Raw genomic sequence first — 15,359 nt, forward strand, 5'->3', positions numbered from 1 at the left:
CCGGACGGGCTAGCCAGCCCGTCCGGCGCTTGAGGACCGGGGTCCGGGGCAGAGCCCCGGTTGCGGGAAGGGGCGGGTAGGGGAAAAGCCCGCCGCAGGCGTTACGCCGCTGTCAGGTCGCGCAGTTGCGCGAGGAACCACTGCGCGGGCGGCAGCGCGGTCGCCGCGGCCACCAGCCGCTTCGTACGTTCCGCCCGCTCGCCGTCCCCCATCGACAGCGCCTCGTGCAGCGCGCGCGCCGTCGCCTCGATGTCGTACGGGTTGACCACCAGCGCGGCCTCGCCCAGCTCCGCGTACGCCCCGGCCTCCCGCGACAGCACCAGCGCGCAGCCGCGCTCGGAGACCACCGGCACCTCCTTGGCGACCAGGTTCATCCCGTCCCGGATCGGGTTGACCAGCGCCACGTCGGCCAGCCGGTAGGCGGCGAGCGACCGCGCGAAGTCGTCCTTCACATGGAGGGCGACCGGCTGCCAGCCCTCCGTGCCGTAGTCGGCGTTGATCGCGTCGGCGACCCGCCGCACCTCGTCCGTGTAGTCGCGGTAGACGGCCAGGTCCTGGCGGGAGGGGTAGGCGAAGGCCACATGCACCACGCGCTCCCGCCACTCGGGGCGGGTCTCCAGCAGCCGCCGGTAGGCCAGCAGCCCGCGGACGATGTTCTTGGACAGCTCGGTGCGGTCCACCCGGACGACGGTCCTGCGCCCGGGGCCGATCTGTGCGCGCAGGGCGGTCAGCCGCTCGTCGACGTCCGCGGCCCGGGACCGCTTCCGCAGGAAGTCCGCGTCCGCGCCGAGGCCGTGCACGCCCAGCCGGGTCTCGCGCCCCTCGAAGCGCACGGTCAGCCGCGCGCCGTCCCGCTCCACCTCCGCGCCGAGCACGGCCGCGGCGCAGTCGGCGAAGGCCAGGGCCCAGCGCTCGGTGAGGAACGCGGCGCGGTCGCCGCCGAGGATGCCGCGCAGAACCTCCGCCGCCACGTCGTCCGGCAGCAGCCGGTAGTAGTCCGGGGGCGCCCAGGGGGTGTGCGAGAAGTGGCCGATCCGCAGGTCGGGGCGGCGCTCGCGGAGCAGTCCCGGCACCAGCGCCAGGTGGTAGTCCTGGACCAGCACGGCCGCGCCGTCGGCGGCCTCCTGGGCGAGGGCGTCCGCGAAGGCCGCGTTGTACGTCCGGTAGGCGTCCCACTGGGCGCGGAACTCCGCGCCGAAGACCGGCTCCAGCGGCGTCTGGTAGAGCAGGTGGTGGACGAACCACAGCACCGAGTTCGCGATGCCGTTGTACGCGGCGTCGAAGATCTCCGGCGCGATGTCGAGCATCCGCACCAGCTGTCCGCCGGTGTCGTCCGGGTCCAGATGGCCGGGCCCGGCCCGCCGGGCCGCCTCGCGGTCGCCGTCGCCCAGCGCCGCGCAGACCCACACCGCGCCGGCGTCCGGCCCGATGGCGCTGAGGCCGGAGACCAGCCCGCCGCCGCCGCGCTTGGGGGCAAGCGATCCGTCCTCCCGCAGGGCGTACGAGACCGGGCCGCGGTTGGACGCGACGAGGACCTGTGCAGCACTGTGCTCAGAGGCCATGTCGCGTACCTAGCCACCCCACGCGTCGCGCAAACGTGCGTGCGGTTTCTTCCCCCTCACGCCGCCCGCCGCTCCGCGTACTCCGGGATCTCGATCATCGGCGGCCGCTCCTCCGTGTCCACGGCGCTCGTCCGCGCCACAAAACCGCCCTCGTCCCGGTCGAACTGGGTCAGCCGCGGCCGCACCAGATGCCCGCGCGCCAGCCGCAGCTGGGCCGTGCGGTAGATCGTGGCCGCCATCCGGCCGAGCGCCTGCGGGTCCTGGTGGCGGTGTTTGCGCACGCCGAGGTCGACCTGGGCGAGCGCGCCGAGTCCGACCGTGTGCAGCGAGTCGATGAGAATGGCCAGCTCCACCCCGTATCCGACGGGGAAGGGCAGCCGCTCCAGCAGCGAGCGGCGCGCCGCGTACTCGCCGCCGAGCGGCTGTACGAAACCGGCCAGCTGCGGCCAGTGCAGATTGAGCAGTGGCCGGGCGACCAGCTCGGTGACCCGCCCGCCCTGGCCGGATGCGTTGCCGAGCGGCCGGTCGTACATCCCCTTGACCAGGTGTACGTCCGGGTCGGTCAGCAGCGGGCCGACGATCCCGGAGACGAAGCGCGCGTCGAATTCCCGCAGGTCGGCGTCTATGAAGCAGATGATGTCGCCGCTGGTCGCCAGCAGCGAGCGCCACAGCACCTCGCCCTTGCCGGGCAGCGCGGGCAGCTCGGGCAGCACGGCGTCGCGGTGCACCACCCTCGCCCCGGCCGCCGCGGCGACCTCGGCGGTGCGGTCGGTGGACCCGGAGTCCATCACCACCAGCTCGTCGACCAGCGGGGCGGCCTCGCCCATCAGCTCGCGGCGGATGGCCGCGGCGATCTCGCCGACCGTCGCCTCCTCGTTGAGGGCGGGCAGGACGACGCTCACGGTCCTGCCCGTGGCGCGCTTGGCGGCCAGCAGGCGGTCGAGCGGACGGTCGCCGGCGGACCAGGACCGCTCCTTCAGCCAGCGTTCCACCTCTTCCAGCACGGCCATGCCTCCCTGTTGTGCCTGGCGCGCGTCAGCTGTGACCCATCTCGCGCCTCGGACGACTATCTCAACCATCCAGGCCTTCGGTTACAGTCTTGAACAACGCACGTGACCGTCGTATGTCGGGGGTCCGCGTGCGACAAAAACGCCGGGCCGTGCCCGGCGTCATACCGCTCATCCAGAGGGGCAGAGGGAACGGCCCGTTGAAGCCCCGGCAACCCTCCGGCCGGTCCTGCGCTCTTACGCGAAGCGGGGCCCCGGCTCGGGAAGGTGCCAATTCCGGCTCGCGGCGAGATGCGCCGTGAGGAAGATGAGGAGAAAGGGCCTCGCCTCCCATGGCTGTGCAAGCTGTCGAAAGCTCCAACGCTTCTTCGGATTCCACCGATTCTTCGGGTTCTTCGGGTTCTTCCGGTTCCTCCGTCTCGCTCGGCCCCGCCGTCGCACTGTCCTGCCGTGAGTGCGGTGAGCGATTCCCCCTCGGCCCGATCTTCGCCTGTGTGGAGTGTTTCGGGCCGCTCGAGGTCGCGTACGACCTGCCGACCGGCGACCCGGAGGGGCTGCGCCGACGGATCGAGGCGGGCCCGAACAACATCTGGCGCTACGCCCCGCTGCTGCCCGTCCCGGCGGACGTGGCCGACAAGCCCAACATCAACCCCGGGTTCACCAAGCTGGTGAAGGCCGACAACCTCGCCCGCGAGCTGGGCGTGACCGGCGAGCTGCACATCAAGGACGACTCCGGGAACCCGACGCACTCCTTCAAGGACCGCGTCGTCGCCCAGGCCGTCGAGGCCGCCCGCGCCTTCGGCTTCACCACCCTCTCCTGCTCCTCCACCGGCAACCTCGCGGGCGCGGTCGGCGCCGCGGCCGCCCGCGCGGGACTGCGCTCCTGCACCTTCATCCCGCACGACCTGGAGCAGGGCAAGGTCGTCATGGCCGCGATCTACGGCGGTGACCTGGTCGCCATCGAGGGCACCTACGACGACGTCAACCGCTTCTGCAGCGAGCTGATCGGCGACCCGGCGGGCGAGGGCTGGGGCTTTGTCAACGTCAACCTCCGCCCGTACTACGCGGAGGGGTCCAAGACCCTCGCGTACGAGATCTGCGAACAGCTCGGCTGGCGGCTGCCGGACCAGCTCGTCATCCCGATCGCCTCGGGCTCGCAGCTGACGAAGATCGACAAGGGGCTGAAGGAGCTCATCGAGCTCGGCCTGGTCGAGGACAAGCCGTACAAGATCTTCGGCGCCCAGGCCGAGGGCTGCTCCCCGGTCTCCACCGCCTTCAAGGCGGGCCATGACGTGGTGCGGCCGCAGAAGCCGAACACCATCGCCAAGTCGCTGGCCATCGGCAACCCGGCGGACGGGCCGTATGTCCTGGACATCGCGCGCCGCACGGGCGGGGCGGTGGAGGACGTGAACGACGAGCAGATCGTGGACGCGATCAAGCTGCTGGCCCGTACGGAGGGGATCTTCGCGGAGACCGCCGGCGGGGTGACCCTGGGCGTGGCGAGGAAGCTGCTCGAGAACGGGGTGCTGGACCCCACCCTCACCACCGTCGTGCTCAACACCGGCGACGGCCTCAAGACGCTCGACGCGGTCGCCCCGACGAGTGGACCCACGGCGGTGATCCGCCCCAGCCTCGACGCGTTCCGCGAAGCTGGTCTGGCCTGAATCGGGCCCGCTCAAACCAGCTGGCTTGAATTCGCCCCTCGAATTCGCCCTCGCCCCCCGCAGCAGTTCCCTTGGAAGGTGAAACCCTCATGAGCGTCAATGTCCGGATCCCCACCATCCTGCGTACGTACACCGGCGGGCAGGCCGAGGTCAGTGCCGAGGGTGCGACCCTCTCCGAGGTCCTCGCGGACCTGGACCGGAATCACCAGGGCATTGCGGCCCGCGTCCTGGACGACACCGGCAAGCTGCGGCGTTTCGTCAATGTCTATGTCAATGACGACGACGTTCGCTTCTCCGAGGGCCTGGAGACCGCGACTCCGGACGGCGCCGGTGTCTCGATCATTCCGGCGGTCGCGGGCGGCTGCTGAGCCGGTCGCTCCCCCGCCACAGGCCGGTTGTGGCCACGCCACGGGCCGATGTGAGCCGGCCGTACCCCCGAGGTAAACGGAATCGCCCGGTCCTGATAGAAACGGACCGGGCGATTCCGTGTGTTGAATCGCGCTACAGTTGAGCCGTTCCCCTTCTGTCGGCCTCATTGGCGGCCGCATATGAGAACTCGTCAACTTGTGCGTAAAGTGTGCGCGCGAATTGTCGGGTTGATTCCCTTATGCCTGGCCCGACTTGCCCCGAATTCCCGGGAATTCTCCACTTATTACCGATCGACCGTCGCCAGAATTCTCGTCCGATTGACCTGTTGCACAGGGCAGTGGGACAGATACATTCAGCGGCGGTCGACGCGTTCCGGCGCACACCCCCCACGACCGGGGGGTGAGGTCTGACCCGGGTCCGCGGAGTGCGGTCCTGCGCAGGGGCCAGCAATAGGGGAGTTAGGAATGGCTCAGGGCACCGTCAAGTGGTTCAACGCGGAGAAGGGGTACGGCTTCATCGCGGTCGACGGTGGTGCGGACGTGTTCGTCCACTACAGCGCGATCCAGATGGACGGTTACCGCACCCTCGAAGAAGGCCAGCGGGTCGAGTTCGAGATCTCGCAGGGCCAGAAGGGGCCGCAGGCGGACATGGTCCGCGTGGCTGTTGGCTGAAGCGCCGACGCGAGGCACTGACTGGACCGTTCAAAGGGCTCGTACCCCCTAGGGGCACGGGCCCTTTGACATGCGTGTTCGCATGGGTGTTGACGTGCGCGCCGACGGCCGCTCACGACCACCTTGCCCCACCCCGTAGCCCTTCGGGCGCTTGCACTCTCAGGGGTCGAGTGCTAATCATTGGCGTTAGCACTCTGAAGGTGAGAGTGACAGAAGGATCGGGTCGGTGAGGTCCGTCAGGCCATGCGGGGCAAGGAACCGCACGGCAGACAGGCCGTCCGTCGCGGGCGCCAGGCGCGGTCCGGAGCAATCCACCCCGTCTTGGGAGGACCACTTCACATGGCCAAGATCATCGCGTTCAACGAGGAGGCGCGGCGCGGCCTCGAGCGCGGGATGAACCAGCTCGCCGACGCCGTCAAGGTCACCCTCGGCCCCAAGGGTCGCAACGTCGTCCTCGAGAAGAAGTGGGGCGCCCCCACGATCACCAACGATGGTGTTTCCATCGCCAAGGAGATCGAGCTCGAGGACCCGTACGAGAAGATTGGCGCCGAGCTGGTCAAGGAGGTCGCGAAGAAGACGGACGACGTCGCCGGTGACGGCACGACGACCGCGACCGTCCTCGCCCAGGCGCTGGTCAAGGAGGGCCTGCGGAACGTCGCCGCGGGCGCCAACCCGATGGCCCTCAAGCGTGGCATCGAGAAGGCCGTCGAGGCCGTCTCCGCCCAGCTGCTCGAGCAGGCCAAGGACGTGGAGACCAAGGAGCAGATCGCCTCCACCGCCTCCATCTCCGCCGCCGACACCCAGATCGGCGAGCTCATCGCCGAGGCGATGGACAAGGTCGGCAAGGAAGGCGTCATCACCGTCGAGGAGTCGCAGACCTTCGGGCTCGAGCTCGAGCTCACCGAGGGCATGCGCTTCGACAAGGGCTACATCTCCCCGTACTTCGCCACCGACATGGAGCGTATGGAGGCGTCGCTCGACGACCCGTACATCCTGATCGTCAACTCGAAGATCACCAGCGTGAAGGACCTCCTCCCGCTGCTCGAGAAGGTCATGCAGTCGGGCAAGCCGCTGCTGATCATCGCCGAGGACATCGAGGGCGAGGCCCTGGCGACCCTGGTCGTCAACAAGATCCGTGGCACCTTCAAGTCCGTTGCCGTCAAGGCCCCGGGCTTCGGTGACCGCCGCAAGGCCATGCTCGGCGACATCGCCATCCTCACCGGTGGCACCGTCATCTCCGAGGAGGTCGGCCTCAAGCTGGAGAACGCGGGCGTCGACCTGCTGGGCCGCGCCCGCAAGGTGACCGTCACCAAGGACGAGACCACCATCGTGGACGGCGCCGGCGACACCGACCAGGTGCAGGGCCGCGTCAACCAGATCCGCGCCGAGATCGAGTCCTCGGACTCGGACTACGACCGGGAGAAGCTCCAGGAGCGCCTGGCGAAGCTGGCCGGCGGCGTGGCCGTCATCAAGGCCGGTGCCGCCACCGAGGTCGAGCTCAAGGAGCGCAAGCACCGCATCGAGGACGCGGTGCGCAACGCCAAGGCCGCCGTCGAGGAGGGCATCGTCGCCGGTGGTGGCGTGGCCCTGCTCCAGACCGTCTCGGTCTTCGAGAAGCTGGAGCTCGAGGGTGACGAGGCCACCGGTGCCCAGGCCGTGCGCCTGGCGCTCGAGGCCCCGCTGAAGCAGATCGCGGTCAACGCCGGCCTCGAGGGCGGCGTCGTGGTGGAGAAGGTGCGCAACCTCACCCCGGGTCACGGCCTCAACGCCGCGACCGGTGAGTACGTCGACCTGATCGCCGAGGGCATCATCGACCCGGCCAAGGTCACGCGCTCCGCGCTCCAGAACGCCGCGTCGATCGCCGCGCTGTTCCTGACCACCGAGGCCGTCATCGCCGACAAGCCGGAGAAGGCCGCCGCGGCGGGCGCTCCGGGCGGCATGCCGGGCGGTGACATGGACTTCTGATCGACGCCTTCCGTCGATCGACCGTCCTCATCGGGTCCGCATGGATCTGATGCGTCGGGGCGGCACCCTCTTCCGGGTGCCGCCCCGACGGCGTTTCAGCACACTCTTCCCGTAAGCGCGGTCACCCGCGCGCGGCCTCCAGCGCGGCCCGCAGATGGCCGTCCGACTCGGTCAGCAGCCGGGTGGCGGTGGGGGCGTCCACCTCGCCGAGGATGGCCAGGATGGCGTGCTTCGTCTCGCCGTCGCTGGCGGCCAGCGCGGCCTCGATCCGCGGGGCGGGGGCCCCGGTGGCGAGGGAGACGATACGGCGCGAGCGCGCCCGCAGCTTGTCGTTCGAGGCGCGCACATCGACCATCAGATTTCCGTAGGTCTTGCCCAGCCGGATCATGGTGATGGTCGAGACCATGTTGAGCACCAGCTTCTGGGCCGTGCCCGCCTTCAGCCGGGTGGAGCCGGTGAGCAGCTCCGGCCCGACCACGACCTCGATGCCGTGCTCGGCGGCCGCCGCGAGCGCCGAACCCGCGTTGCAGGACAGGCCGACGGTGAGCGCGCCGAGCCGGCGGGCGTGCTCGACCGCGCCGACCGCGTACGGGGTGCGGCCGGAGGCGGAGATGCCGACGACGCTGTCCTGGGCGCCGACGGAGAGCGCGTCGAGGTCCGCGGCGGCCAGCTCCTTGCTGTCCTCGGCGCCCTCGACCGAGGTCACCATGGCGGCGGGCCCGCCCGCGATCAGCCCGATGACCTGGCCAGGACCGGTGTTGAAGGTGGGCGGGCACTCGCTGGCGTCGAGCACGCCGAGCCGCCCGGCGGTGCCCGCACCCATGTAGATCAGCCGGCCGCCGCGGGCCATCCGCTCGGCGATGCCGTCGATGGCGGCGGCGATCCGCGGCAGTTCGGTGGCGACGGCCGCGGGCACGGCCGCGTCCTCGCCGTTCATGATGCGGGCGATCTCGATGGTCTCCAGCCGGTCGATTTCGGCGAGTTCGGGGCGGAATGCCTCGGTGGTGAGCGTGTCCAGCTGGGCGCGCAGCTGTTGTTGGTCAGCGGCGGAAGTCATGGCGAAGCGGCTCTTTCCGGTACGGGGTGTCAACGGGGGTGTCCCGACTCGGTCAGCGCTCGGTCAGCGGGGTCCGGGCCGGGGGTCATGCCGGTGGGCGAGGGCTTCGTACGAGGCGGCGAGCGCGGGGGCGGCCGCCTCGTACGTACGCTGCGCCACACCTATGAAGAGGCAGTCCACGACGAGGAGTTGGCTGGTGCGGCTGGACATGGCCGCCGGGCGCAGCTCGCTCTCGCGGGCGGTGGAGGTGGTGAGCACGAGATCCGCGTACTGGGCGACCTCGCCGTCGGGGCGGCCGGTGATCGCGACGGTGGTGGCTCCGTGCTCGAAGGCCACCCGCAGGGGCTCGATGACGTCGGTGGTACGGCCCGAATGGGTGATCGCGATGGCGACGTCCCCGGAGTGCAGCTGCACGGCGTTGGTGACCGCGAGGTGCGGGTCGGCGTGCGCATGGGCTATCAGGCCGATGCGCAGCAGCTTCTGAACCAGGTCCTGGCCGACGAGGCTGGAGGCGCCGACGCCGTAGACGTCGATCCGGCGGGCGGTGGCGAGCGCGCCGACGGCCGCTTCGAGCTGGCCGGTGTCCAGCCCGGCGGCGGTGTCGGCCAGGCACTGCTGCTCTTCCTGGGCGAGCTTGGTGACGACGTCGGCGATGGGGTCGTCGACGGCGATGTCGGCCGTGACGGCCGGGGCGCGCCCGGCCGCCTGTTGCGCGGCGAGGGCGGCCAGCGCGAGGCGCAGATCGCGGTAGCCGGGGTAGCCGAGCAGGCGCGAGGTGCGGACCACGGTGGCCTCGCTGGTGCCGGTGCGCTCGGCGAGCCCGGTGACGGTGAGCGCGGCACAGCCGGCCGGATCTCCCGCCACGGCCTCGGCGACGCGCTGCATCGAGCGGGTCATGGAGGGCGCGAGGGTACGGACCTTGGCCGCGAGGGCGGCGGGGGCGGGCGGAGTGGCTTCGGGCACGGTGAAAGTTTCCTTCAGCTTGCTGCTCACCACTGAAAGGTATTTTCATCGTCCGGGGGCCGTCAAGGGTCCGTCCCGAGCCCGTGTCGGGGGCTCGTCCTGCGCCGCTCCCTACCTCCCGGCGCGCTCACCGACGGGCGCCGGTTGTGCGCAAAGGTGACAATGGGGCTCATGAAGCTCGAACATGCACTGCACGCGGCACGGGCGCTCGTGCTCGCCGATCTCGCGGCGGGAGAGGTCGCCCAGGCGGACATCGTCTCCCTCGTCGAGGACTCCATCGCGCACCGCAGGTGGTGGGTCGAGCAGTGGCCGGAGGGGGCCGACTACTTGGCCGGGCTGGTCGCCCAGGACGTACAGGACGCCCTCCTGGAGCGGTACGGCCGCTGGCCGCTGTGCCCGGTCTGCACGGAGAGTGGCGATCCGCACGCGCTGGACGTGGAGCCCGAGTTGGGGCCGGATCCGCACTGGGTGTGCGGCAAGACGGCGGTGGCGGTGGCGAGGGTGGGGACGCTCGGGACGATCTGACGGGCGCGGCGCGGGGCATTGCGGTGGTCCAGGGCTACCGAGCGGTCGCGTCGGCTGGTTCCGGTGCGTTCGCCGGAGTATGGGCGGGGCGCTCCGGCCCTCGGGCGAGAACATGGAGAAAGAGGGCAGCCATGACGGCGACCCCCGCCCACATCGCGTGCCGCCAGCCGTCGACGAACGACCCCTGGGCGGCATGGATCAGCGTCTGCGCATGGGGGCCGGCCTGGTGGGCGGCGTCGAGGGCGCCGACGATGCCTTCGCGCGCGGTGTCGGCCGGGCCCTGGGGGACGTCGGCGAGCCGGGAGTCGATGGCGTTGCGGTAGCCGGAGGACAGGAGCGCTCCGAGCAGGGCGACACCGAGCGCGGTGCCGAATTCGCGGGTGACGTCGTTGAGCGCGGACGCGACGCCCTGGCGCTCGCGTGGCAGGGAACTGGTGATGGCCTCGGTGGAGGGCGTCATCGACAGGCCCATGCCGATGCCCATGGCGAGCATGCCGGGCAGGACGGACAGGTAGCCGCCGTCGACGGAGACGAAGGAGGCCATGAGCGCCAGGCCGACCGTGGCCAGAAGGATCCCTGTGGCCATGGTCGCTCGGGGGCCGATGCGTGCGGTCAGCCGGGGGGCGAGGCCGGAGGCCATCATCATCAGCACGGCCATCGGCATCAGCGCCAGCGTGGACAGCAGACCCGACCAGCCGAGGACGGCCTGGAGGAACGGGAAGAGGACCACGAAGATGCCTGCTTGGACTCCGAAGACCGCCAGGAGCGTGACCGACCCGGCGGTCAGTGAGCGGTCGCCGAACAGACGCACGTCCAGCAGCGCGGCATCCCGGCGGCGCAGTTCCCAGGCCACGAAGGCCCCGGCGGCGATGACACCGATGGCCAGGCTGAGCAGGGTCGCGGGCGCGGTCCAGCCCCGCCCTGGGCCTTCCTGGAGCACGAAGATGAGCCCCACCACGGCGACGACCGAGGTCAGCGCGCCGACAGTGTCGAAAGAACGCCCGGACATCTCGCGGGAGTTGGGGACGGATCGCAGTGTCATGGGGAAGGCGACGACGACGAGCGCGACGGGCAGGACGAACAGCCACCGCCAGCTCGCCACGTCGACCAGGGCGGCGGAGAGGAACATGCCCAGGATGCCGCCGCCTCCGGCCACACCGGTCCACACGCCGATCGCCCGTCCGCGTTCTTCCTCGGGGAAGGTGGAGGTGATGACGGCCAGCGTGATGGGCATGATCATCGCCGCGCCCACGCCGCTGAACAGGCGCGCGGCAAGCATGACGGCAGCGGACGGGGCGAGCCCTGCCGCCGCACTGGCGACGCCGAAGACGGCCAGGCCGGTGAGCAGCATGGGCTTGCGGCCGATGCGGTCGCCGAGCGCGCCCAGCGGCAACAGGAGTGCGGCCAGGCTGAGGGTGTAGATGTTGATGATCCACAGGATCGTGCTCTGCGATGCGCCGAAGGCGATGGCGAGGTCGGGCTGGGCGACGCCGAGCCCGGACACCGAGGCGATGACGGCCATCAGCGCGACACAGACGGCGATCAGGATCGTGCGACGCTGACGCGCGCCGGGCAGGCCCTCGCCCGGGATGCCGCTCGGCTCAGTGCTCACCTGGCCGGGCTGGTTCGTACTCATGGATTCCTCTCAACAGGACAGCAGGGCTGAAGCGCCGGCCGTGGCGGGGCCGGACACGGAGGACGCTAAGCGCTGCTTGCTGTTCGGGCATACAATCTTGCTCATGACGCAAGACGATGGCGAGCTGGACAGCCTGGTACGCAAACGCATCCGTGCCCTGCGCGTGGCCCAAGGCTGGTCCCTGGAGGAGCTGGCCGGCCGCGCCAAGGTCAGCCAGTCCACGCTCAGCCGCATCGAGAACGGCCGGCGCCGCCTGGCCTTGGACCAGCTCGTCACCCTCGCGCGCGCTCTGGACACCTCTCTCGACCAGCTGGTGGAGACCGCCACGGACGATGTCGTCTTCAACCCGATGGTCGACGCGGCCCACGGGCTGATGCGCTGGCCCATCAGGGCGGAGCCCGGCATGACCGTCGTCCGCCAGCGCATGGTCAACCCGCCGCCCGACAATCCCTCGCGCATGCGCGCCCACCCCGGCCGCGAATGGCTCGTCGTCCTGTCCGGCACCGCGACCCTGCTGCTGGGCAACCGGCGCTTCAGGATCGAGACCAACCAGGCGGCGGAGTTCCCCACGATGCTCCCGCACGCCATCGGCGCCGAGGGCGGACCATGCGAGATCCTCGGCGTCTTCGACCGCGACGCCCGCCGCGGGCACCAGCGCGGCGAGGACGCCGACAAGGTGAACCGCCCGTCACCGTGACTGTTTGCGTGTTCCGCAGCCCAGCCGGCCATCTCCTTGCGCATTGCGAAACGCACCAGGCCACACGCGGATGGCCCGCTTAGCGTGGCCGCATGACCCACCCATTGCCGCACACGGCACAACACGGCGCATACCACGTTCCGGAGCGCGACGCGGTCGAGCAGACGGAGATCCTTGATCTGGACGCGGAAGTGCTCGCCGAACACACCGCGTCCATCATCGCCCGGCTGCCCCTCGAGACCACGCCCCACCGCATCGTGGACCTGGGCTGCGGAACCGGAGCCGGCACCCTCGCACTGCTCGAGCACTTCTCCGAGGCAGAGCTGACGGCCGTCGACTCCTCAGCCGCCCACCTGCACCGCTTGCGGGAGAAAGCAGCCGCAGCCGGAGCGGCCGACCGCGTACGCCTCGTTCGGGCCGACCTCGACGCGATGGCGTGGCCCGAACTCGACACTCCGGAGCTGGTCTGGGCGTCGGCTTCCATGCACCACATGGCCGATCCCGACCGGGCCCTGCGCCAGGTCCACGAACTGCTGGCACCGGGCGGGCTGTTCGCCGTCGTCGAGCTGGCCGGCTTCCCCCGGTTCCTGCCCGAAGGCGCCCTGGAAGACGCCCCCGGACTTGAGGAGCGCTGCCATGCCGCACTCGACCACCACCACGCCGAGCACGTCCCCCACCGTGGAGCCGACTGGGGAGCCAAGCTGACGACAGCCGGCTTCATCGTCGAAGACGAACGCACCATCACCGTCAACATCGGCCCGACCCACACCGACGCGGCAGGCCGCTACGCACTCAGCAGCCTGCGCCGCATGCGCGGCGGCATCGCATCCGCGCTGACGGCCGAGGACCTGACCGCTCTCGGCCGGCTGCTCGACACCGACAGCCCGCACAGCATCCTGCGCCGCAGTGATCTGAGTGTGCGCACCGAGCGCACGGTGTGGGCCGCACGCCGCACCTGACGCTCGCCCTCGCCGCCGTCCGCCGTTTTCCAGCGCTGCTGGAAAACCGTCATGGCCCGAGCGGGCCGCTCACCCCGTCTTCCGCCCGTGCCTCCTGTTCCCGTGCCTCCGAACCGACGATCACGCGCGAAGTGCCCGGCGCCTGATGCGGCAGCCGCGCGGCGAGCGCCGTCGTCCCGGCGGCGAGCGCCGCGAGCGCCGCGCCCGTCCAGGCCACGGCCGGGTAGCCCCAGCCCGCGTCGATGACGAGCCCGCCGAGCCAAGGTCCGAGCGTGTTGCCGATGTTGAAGGCGGAGGTCGTGGTCGCGCCCGCGAGGGTCGGGGCGGCGTTCGCGACATTGAACATCCGGGCGTTGAGCGCGGGCCCGGTGAAGAAGGCCGTCACACCGAGCAGCAGCGCCAGGCTCACGGCCGCGACCGCGTGGTGCGCGGTCAGCGCCAAGGCGCTCAGCACGACGGCCGTGGCCGTGATGCCGCCGTAGAGCGTGCCGAAGAGATGGGCGTCCGCGATCCGCCCGCCGATCGTCGTCCCCACGATCGCCCCGGCGCCGAACAGCGCCAGCACGCTGGGCACCCAGTCCTCGTCCATCCCGGCCACGTCCGTCAGCAGCGGCGCGAGATACGAGAACAGACAGAAGACCGCCCCGCCGCTGAGCGCCGTGGTGACCAGCGCCAGCCACACATGCCGGTCGCGGTAGATGGACAGCTCGGCACGGAGCCTCGGCCGGTCCTGCCCGGTCGGCGCCTCCGTACGCGGTACGAGCCCGACGACACCCACGAGCCCGAGCGCCGACAGCGCCGCCACCGCCCAGAAGGCCGCCCGCCACCCGGCGTGCTGACCGAGGAACGCCCCCGCGGGCACGCCCACCACGTTCGCGACGCTCAACCCGCCGAGCATCACCGCCATCGCCCGCGCCCGGGTGTTCACCGGCACCAGAGACACGGCCACCGCCGCCCCCACCGCCCAGAACCCGGCACACGCGAGGGCGCTGACCACCCGGGACGCGAACAGCACCCCGTACGAAGGCGCCACCGCCCCCGCGACCTGGCCGAGCCCGAACACGGCCAGCAGCGCGATCAGCGTCGTCCGGCGCGGGAGCCGCAGCGTGGCGGCGGCGAGCAGCGGCGCGCCGACCACCATCCCGATCGCGAAGGCGGAGATCAGCAGCCCGGCGGTCGGGATCGAGACGTCCATGTCGCGGGCGATGGGTTGCAGCAGCCCGGAGAGCATGAACTCCGAGGTCCCGAGGGCGAAGACGGACAGGCCGAGGACATGGACGGCGACGGGCATACGGACCCGCGCGCGGTCAGTGGGGGACATGCCGAGAGTCGACTACGGCCTGGAGCTTGGTATTCCGCATCAGCCTCCGCCCTCCTGGTTGACTCCTCGCATGGATCCCAGGACCACTCTGACAGCTCTGCGTGACTTCTGCGCGGAACATCTCGGTACCGACCTCGCGGACCGCGTCATCAGCCTGGCCCGGCCCGGTTTCGAGCTCACCGAGGCCGCCCCCGGACAGGCCGCCGGGCACAGCCGCTTCGGCGGCAGGGCCATGCTGGAGCCCGGCACCCCCTGGCCGATGTGCGAGGACCTCCCGCTCAGCCTGATCGCCGTCCTCGACACCGACGCCCTGGCCCCCTGGCTCGGCGACCTCCTGCCACCCGGCACCGGCCTGCTCAACTTCTTCCACCTCGACAAGGAGTCCGAGCAGTGCGACCCCACGGCCCGGGAGGTGGCATCGGGCTACGGCACGGAGGACCCGGAGGTGGGGAGGGTCATCGCGGCCCGTTCCACCCTCGCCGTCGAAACCGAACCACCCGCCCGGTCCAGCGTCTTCGCCCCCGTCCCATGGGCGGCGGAACTCGCCTTCGCCTTCCCCGACATCTGGGATTCCGCCTGGGACACGCTCGACCTGGGATACGAGGGGGGCGACTACGAGGCCGTGGAGATGTTCAGGGGCGCGATACACGCCGATTGGTTTCCCCCGGGCCTGCTGTTCTGCGAGGACATGGCCTTCGGGCGGCCGGTCTTCCCCACGGGAAGCTCATCGGTGATGCTGAACGGCGACGACTCGAACCGATACCACCACCTGCTCCAGCTCTCCGACCGGCACGAGTGGCGCCTCGACGGGGAAGGCGGCTGGATGCACTGGTCGATCCCCACCGAGGCGCTGCGCGCGGGCGACTTCAGCCAGGCGATACCGACCCCGGACATGTGGTGACGCGTCGCCGGGCCGGAACACCGACGGCCGGCCGTGCGAGGGGCGGAACCCCTCGCGCGGCC

Annotated in this window: 14 protein-coding genes and 1 riboswitch; of the genes, 8 read left to right on the forward strand and 6 right to left on the reverse strand. The window is 70.9% G+C overall.

What is annotated here, in order from left to right; genetic code table 11:
- Positions 1-101: 101 nt before the first annotated feature.
- Both ABTY62_RS17260 and ABTY62_RS17265 read right to left on the reverse strand, forming a co-directional pair.
- Entirely contained in the window at positions 102-1,562 is a 1,461-nt protein-coding gene (locus tag ABTY62_RS17260) for an alpha,alpha-trehalose-phosphate synthase (UDP-forming) (protein ID WP_352130259.1), read from the reverse strand.
- Positions 1,563-1,618: 56 nt separating this feature from the next.
- Positions 1,619-2,566, reverse strand: a complete 948-nt coding sequence (locus tag ABTY62_RS17265) for a glucosyl-3-phosphoglycerate synthase (protein WP_311724473.1) — start codon at positions 2,564-2,566, stop codon at positions 1,619-1,621.
- 171 nt (positions 2,567-2,737) lie between these two features.
- Positions 2,738-2,883, forward strand: a riboswitch (SAM riboswitch).
- Positions 2,884-2,901: 18 nt separating this feature from the next.
- On the opposite strand from ABTY62_RS17265, the gene thrC reads away from it, so the two are divergent.
- The 4 genes from thrC to groL all read left to right on the forward strand — a co-directional run bounded on the left by thrC (position 2,902) and on the right by groL (position 7,238).
- Positions 2,902-4,233, forward strand: coding sequence for a threonine synthase (gene thrC / locus ABTY62_RS17270; protein WP_352130260.1), 1,332 nt, complete (start codon positions 2,902-2,904; stop codon positions 4,231-4,233).
- A gap of 89 nt (positions 4,234-4,322) precedes the next feature.
- A complete protein-coding gene (locus ABTY62_RS17275; protein ID WP_311724471.1) occupies positions 4,323-4,601 on the forward strand; it encodes a MoaD/ThiS family protein in 279 nt (92 codons plus the stop codon).
- A 465-nt stretch (positions 4,602-5,066) separates the two neighbouring features.
- Complete coding sequence (locus tag ABTY62_RS17280) at positions 5,067-5,273, forward strand: cold-shock protein (protein WP_009716982.1); 207 nt, start codon at positions 5,067-5,069, stop codon at positions 5,271-5,273.
- A 339-nt stretch (positions 5,274-5,612) separates the two neighbouring features.
- Complete coding sequence (groL, locus tag ABTY62_RS17285; protein WP_352130261.1) at positions 5,613-7,238, forward strand: chaperonin GroEL; 1,626 nt, start codon at positions 5,613-5,615, stop codon at positions 7,236-7,238.
- Positions 7,239-7,359: 121 nt separating this feature from the next.
- Here groL and murQ read toward each other — a convergent pair whose 3' ends face one another.
- Both murQ and ABTY62_RS17295 read right to left on the reverse strand, forming a co-directional pair.
- On the reverse strand, positions 7,360-8,295 hold the full coding sequence (murQ, locus tag ABTY62_RS17290; RefSeq protein WP_352130262.1) for an N-acetylmuramic acid 6-phosphate etherase: 936 nt from the start codon (positions 8,293-8,295) through the stop codon (positions 7,360-7,362).
- A 63-nt stretch (positions 8,296-8,358) separates the two neighbouring features.
- The gene (locus ABTY62_RS17295) at positions 8,359-9,288 is read right to left on the reverse strand and encodes a MurR/RpiR family transcriptional regulator (RefSeq protein ID WP_352130263.1); all 930 of its coding nucleotides are present in this window, start codon (positions 9,286-9,288) and stop codon (positions 8,359-8,361) included.
- A gap of 132 nt (positions 9,289-9,420) precedes the next feature.
- Here ABTY62_RS17295 and ABTY62_RS17300 point away from each other — a divergent pair, with 132 nt between their 5' ends.
- On the forward strand, positions 9,421-9,783 hold the full coding sequence (locus ABTY62_RS17300) for a DUF8819 family protein (protein ID WP_352130264.1): 363 nt from the start codon (positions 9,421-9,423) through the stop codon (positions 9,781-9,783).
- 34 nt (positions 9,784-9,817) lie between these two features.
- Here the strand turns inward: ABTY62_RS17300 and ABTY62_RS17305 are convergent, their stop codons facing one another.
- The gene (locus tag ABTY62_RS17305; protein ID WP_352130265.1) at positions 9,818-11,419 is read right to left on the reverse strand and encodes an MFS transporter; all 1,602 of its coding nucleotides are present in this window, start codon (positions 11,417-11,419) and stop codon (positions 9,818-9,820) included.
- Positions 11,420-11,522: 103 nt separating this feature from the next.
- Between ABTY62_RS17305 and ABTY62_RS17310 the strand changes: the two genes are divergently transcribed.
- Together ABTY62_RS17310 and ABTY62_RS17315 are read left to right on the forward strand one after the other, a co-directional pair.
- Positions 11,523-12,116 (forward strand): helix-turn-helix domain-containing protein, encoded by a 594-nt coding sequence (locus ABTY62_RS17310; protein ID WP_352130266.1) that lies wholly within the window; start codon positions 11,523-11,525, stop codon positions 12,114-12,116.
- A 92-nt stretch (positions 12,117-12,208) separates the two neighbouring features.
- On the forward strand, positions 12,209-13,075 hold the full coding sequence (locus tag ABTY62_RS17315) for a class I SAM-dependent methyltransferase (protein WP_352130267.1): 867 nt from the start codon (positions 12,209-12,211) through the stop codon (positions 13,073-13,075).
- Between the two features lie 49 nt (positions 13,076-13,124).
- Here ABTY62_RS17315 and ABTY62_RS17320 read toward each other — a convergent pair whose 3' ends face one another.
- Positions 13,125-14,366, reverse strand: a complete 1,242-nt coding sequence (locus tag ABTY62_RS17320; RefSeq protein ID WP_352130520.1) for a Cmx/CmrA family chloramphenicol efflux MFS transporter — start codon at positions 14,364-14,366, stop codon at positions 13,125-13,127.
- A gap of 100 nt (positions 14,367-14,466) precedes the next feature.
- Here ABTY62_RS17320 and ABTY62_RS17325 point away from each other — a divergent pair, with 100 nt between their 5' ends.
- Positions 14,467-15,297 carry a DUF1963 domain-containing protein gene (locus ABTY62_RS17325; RefSeq protein ID WP_352130268.1) on the forward strand — a complete coding sequence of 277 codons (831 nt, stop codon included), beginning with the start codon at positions 14,467-14,469 and terminating at the stop codon, positions 15,295-15,297.
- The last annotated feature ends 62 nt before the right edge of the window (positions 15,298-15,359 follow it).

The sequence above is a fragment of the Streptomyces sp. NPDC097640 genome, assembly GCF_040302705.1.
Taxonomy (GTDB): domain Bacteria; phylum Actinomycetota; class Actinomycetes; order Streptomycetales; family Streptomycetaceae; genus Streptomyces.

Coding starts and splice junctions, on each gene's coding strand:
- ABTY62_RS17275 (WP_311724471.1), top strand. CDS start 4,323: ATGAGCGTCAATGTCCGGATCCCCACCATCCTGCGTACGTACACCGGC.
- ABTY62_RS17310 (WP_352130266.1), top strand. CDS start 11,523: ATGACGCAAGACGATGGCGAGCTGGACAGCCTGGTACGCAAACGCATC.
- thrC (WP_352130260.1), top strand. CDS start 2,902: ATGGCTGTGCAAGCTGTCGAAAGCTCCAACGCTTCTTCGGATTCCACC.
- ABTY62_RS17260 (WP_352130259.1), bottom strand. CDS start 1,562: ATGGCCTCTGAGCACAGTGCTGCACAGGTCCTCGTCGCGTCCAACCGC.
- ABTY62_RS17320 (WP_352130520.1), bottom strand. CDS start 14,366: ATGCCCGTCGCCGTCCATGTCCTCGGCCTGTCCGTCTTCGCCCTCGGG.
- ABTY62_RS17300 (WP_352130264.1), top strand. CDS start 9,421: ATGGGGCTCATGAAGCTCGAACATGCACTGCACGCGGCACGGGCGCTC.
- groL (WP_352130261.1), top strand. CDS start 5,613: ATGGCCAAGATCATCGCGTTCAACGAGGAGGCGCGGCGCGGCCTCGAG.
- ABTY62_RS17305 (WP_352130265.1), bottom strand. CDS start 11,419: ATGAGTACGAACCAGCCCGGCCAGGTGAGCACTGAGCCGAGCGGCATC.
- murQ (WP_352130262.1), bottom strand. CDS start 8,295: ATGACTTCCGCCGCTGACCAACAACAGCTGCGCGCCCAGCTGGACACG.
- ABTY62_RS17315 (WP_352130267.1), top strand. CDS start 12,209: ATGACCCACCCATTGCCGCACACGGCACAACACGGCGCATACCACGTT.
- ABTY62_RS17325 (WP_352130268.1), top strand. CDS start 14,467: ATGGATCCCAGGACCACTCTGACAGCTCTGCGTGACTTCTGCGCGGAA.
- ABTY62_RS17280 (WP_009716982.1), top strand. CDS start 5,067: ATGGCTCAGGGCACCGTCAAGTGGTTCAACGCGGAGAAGGGGTACGGC.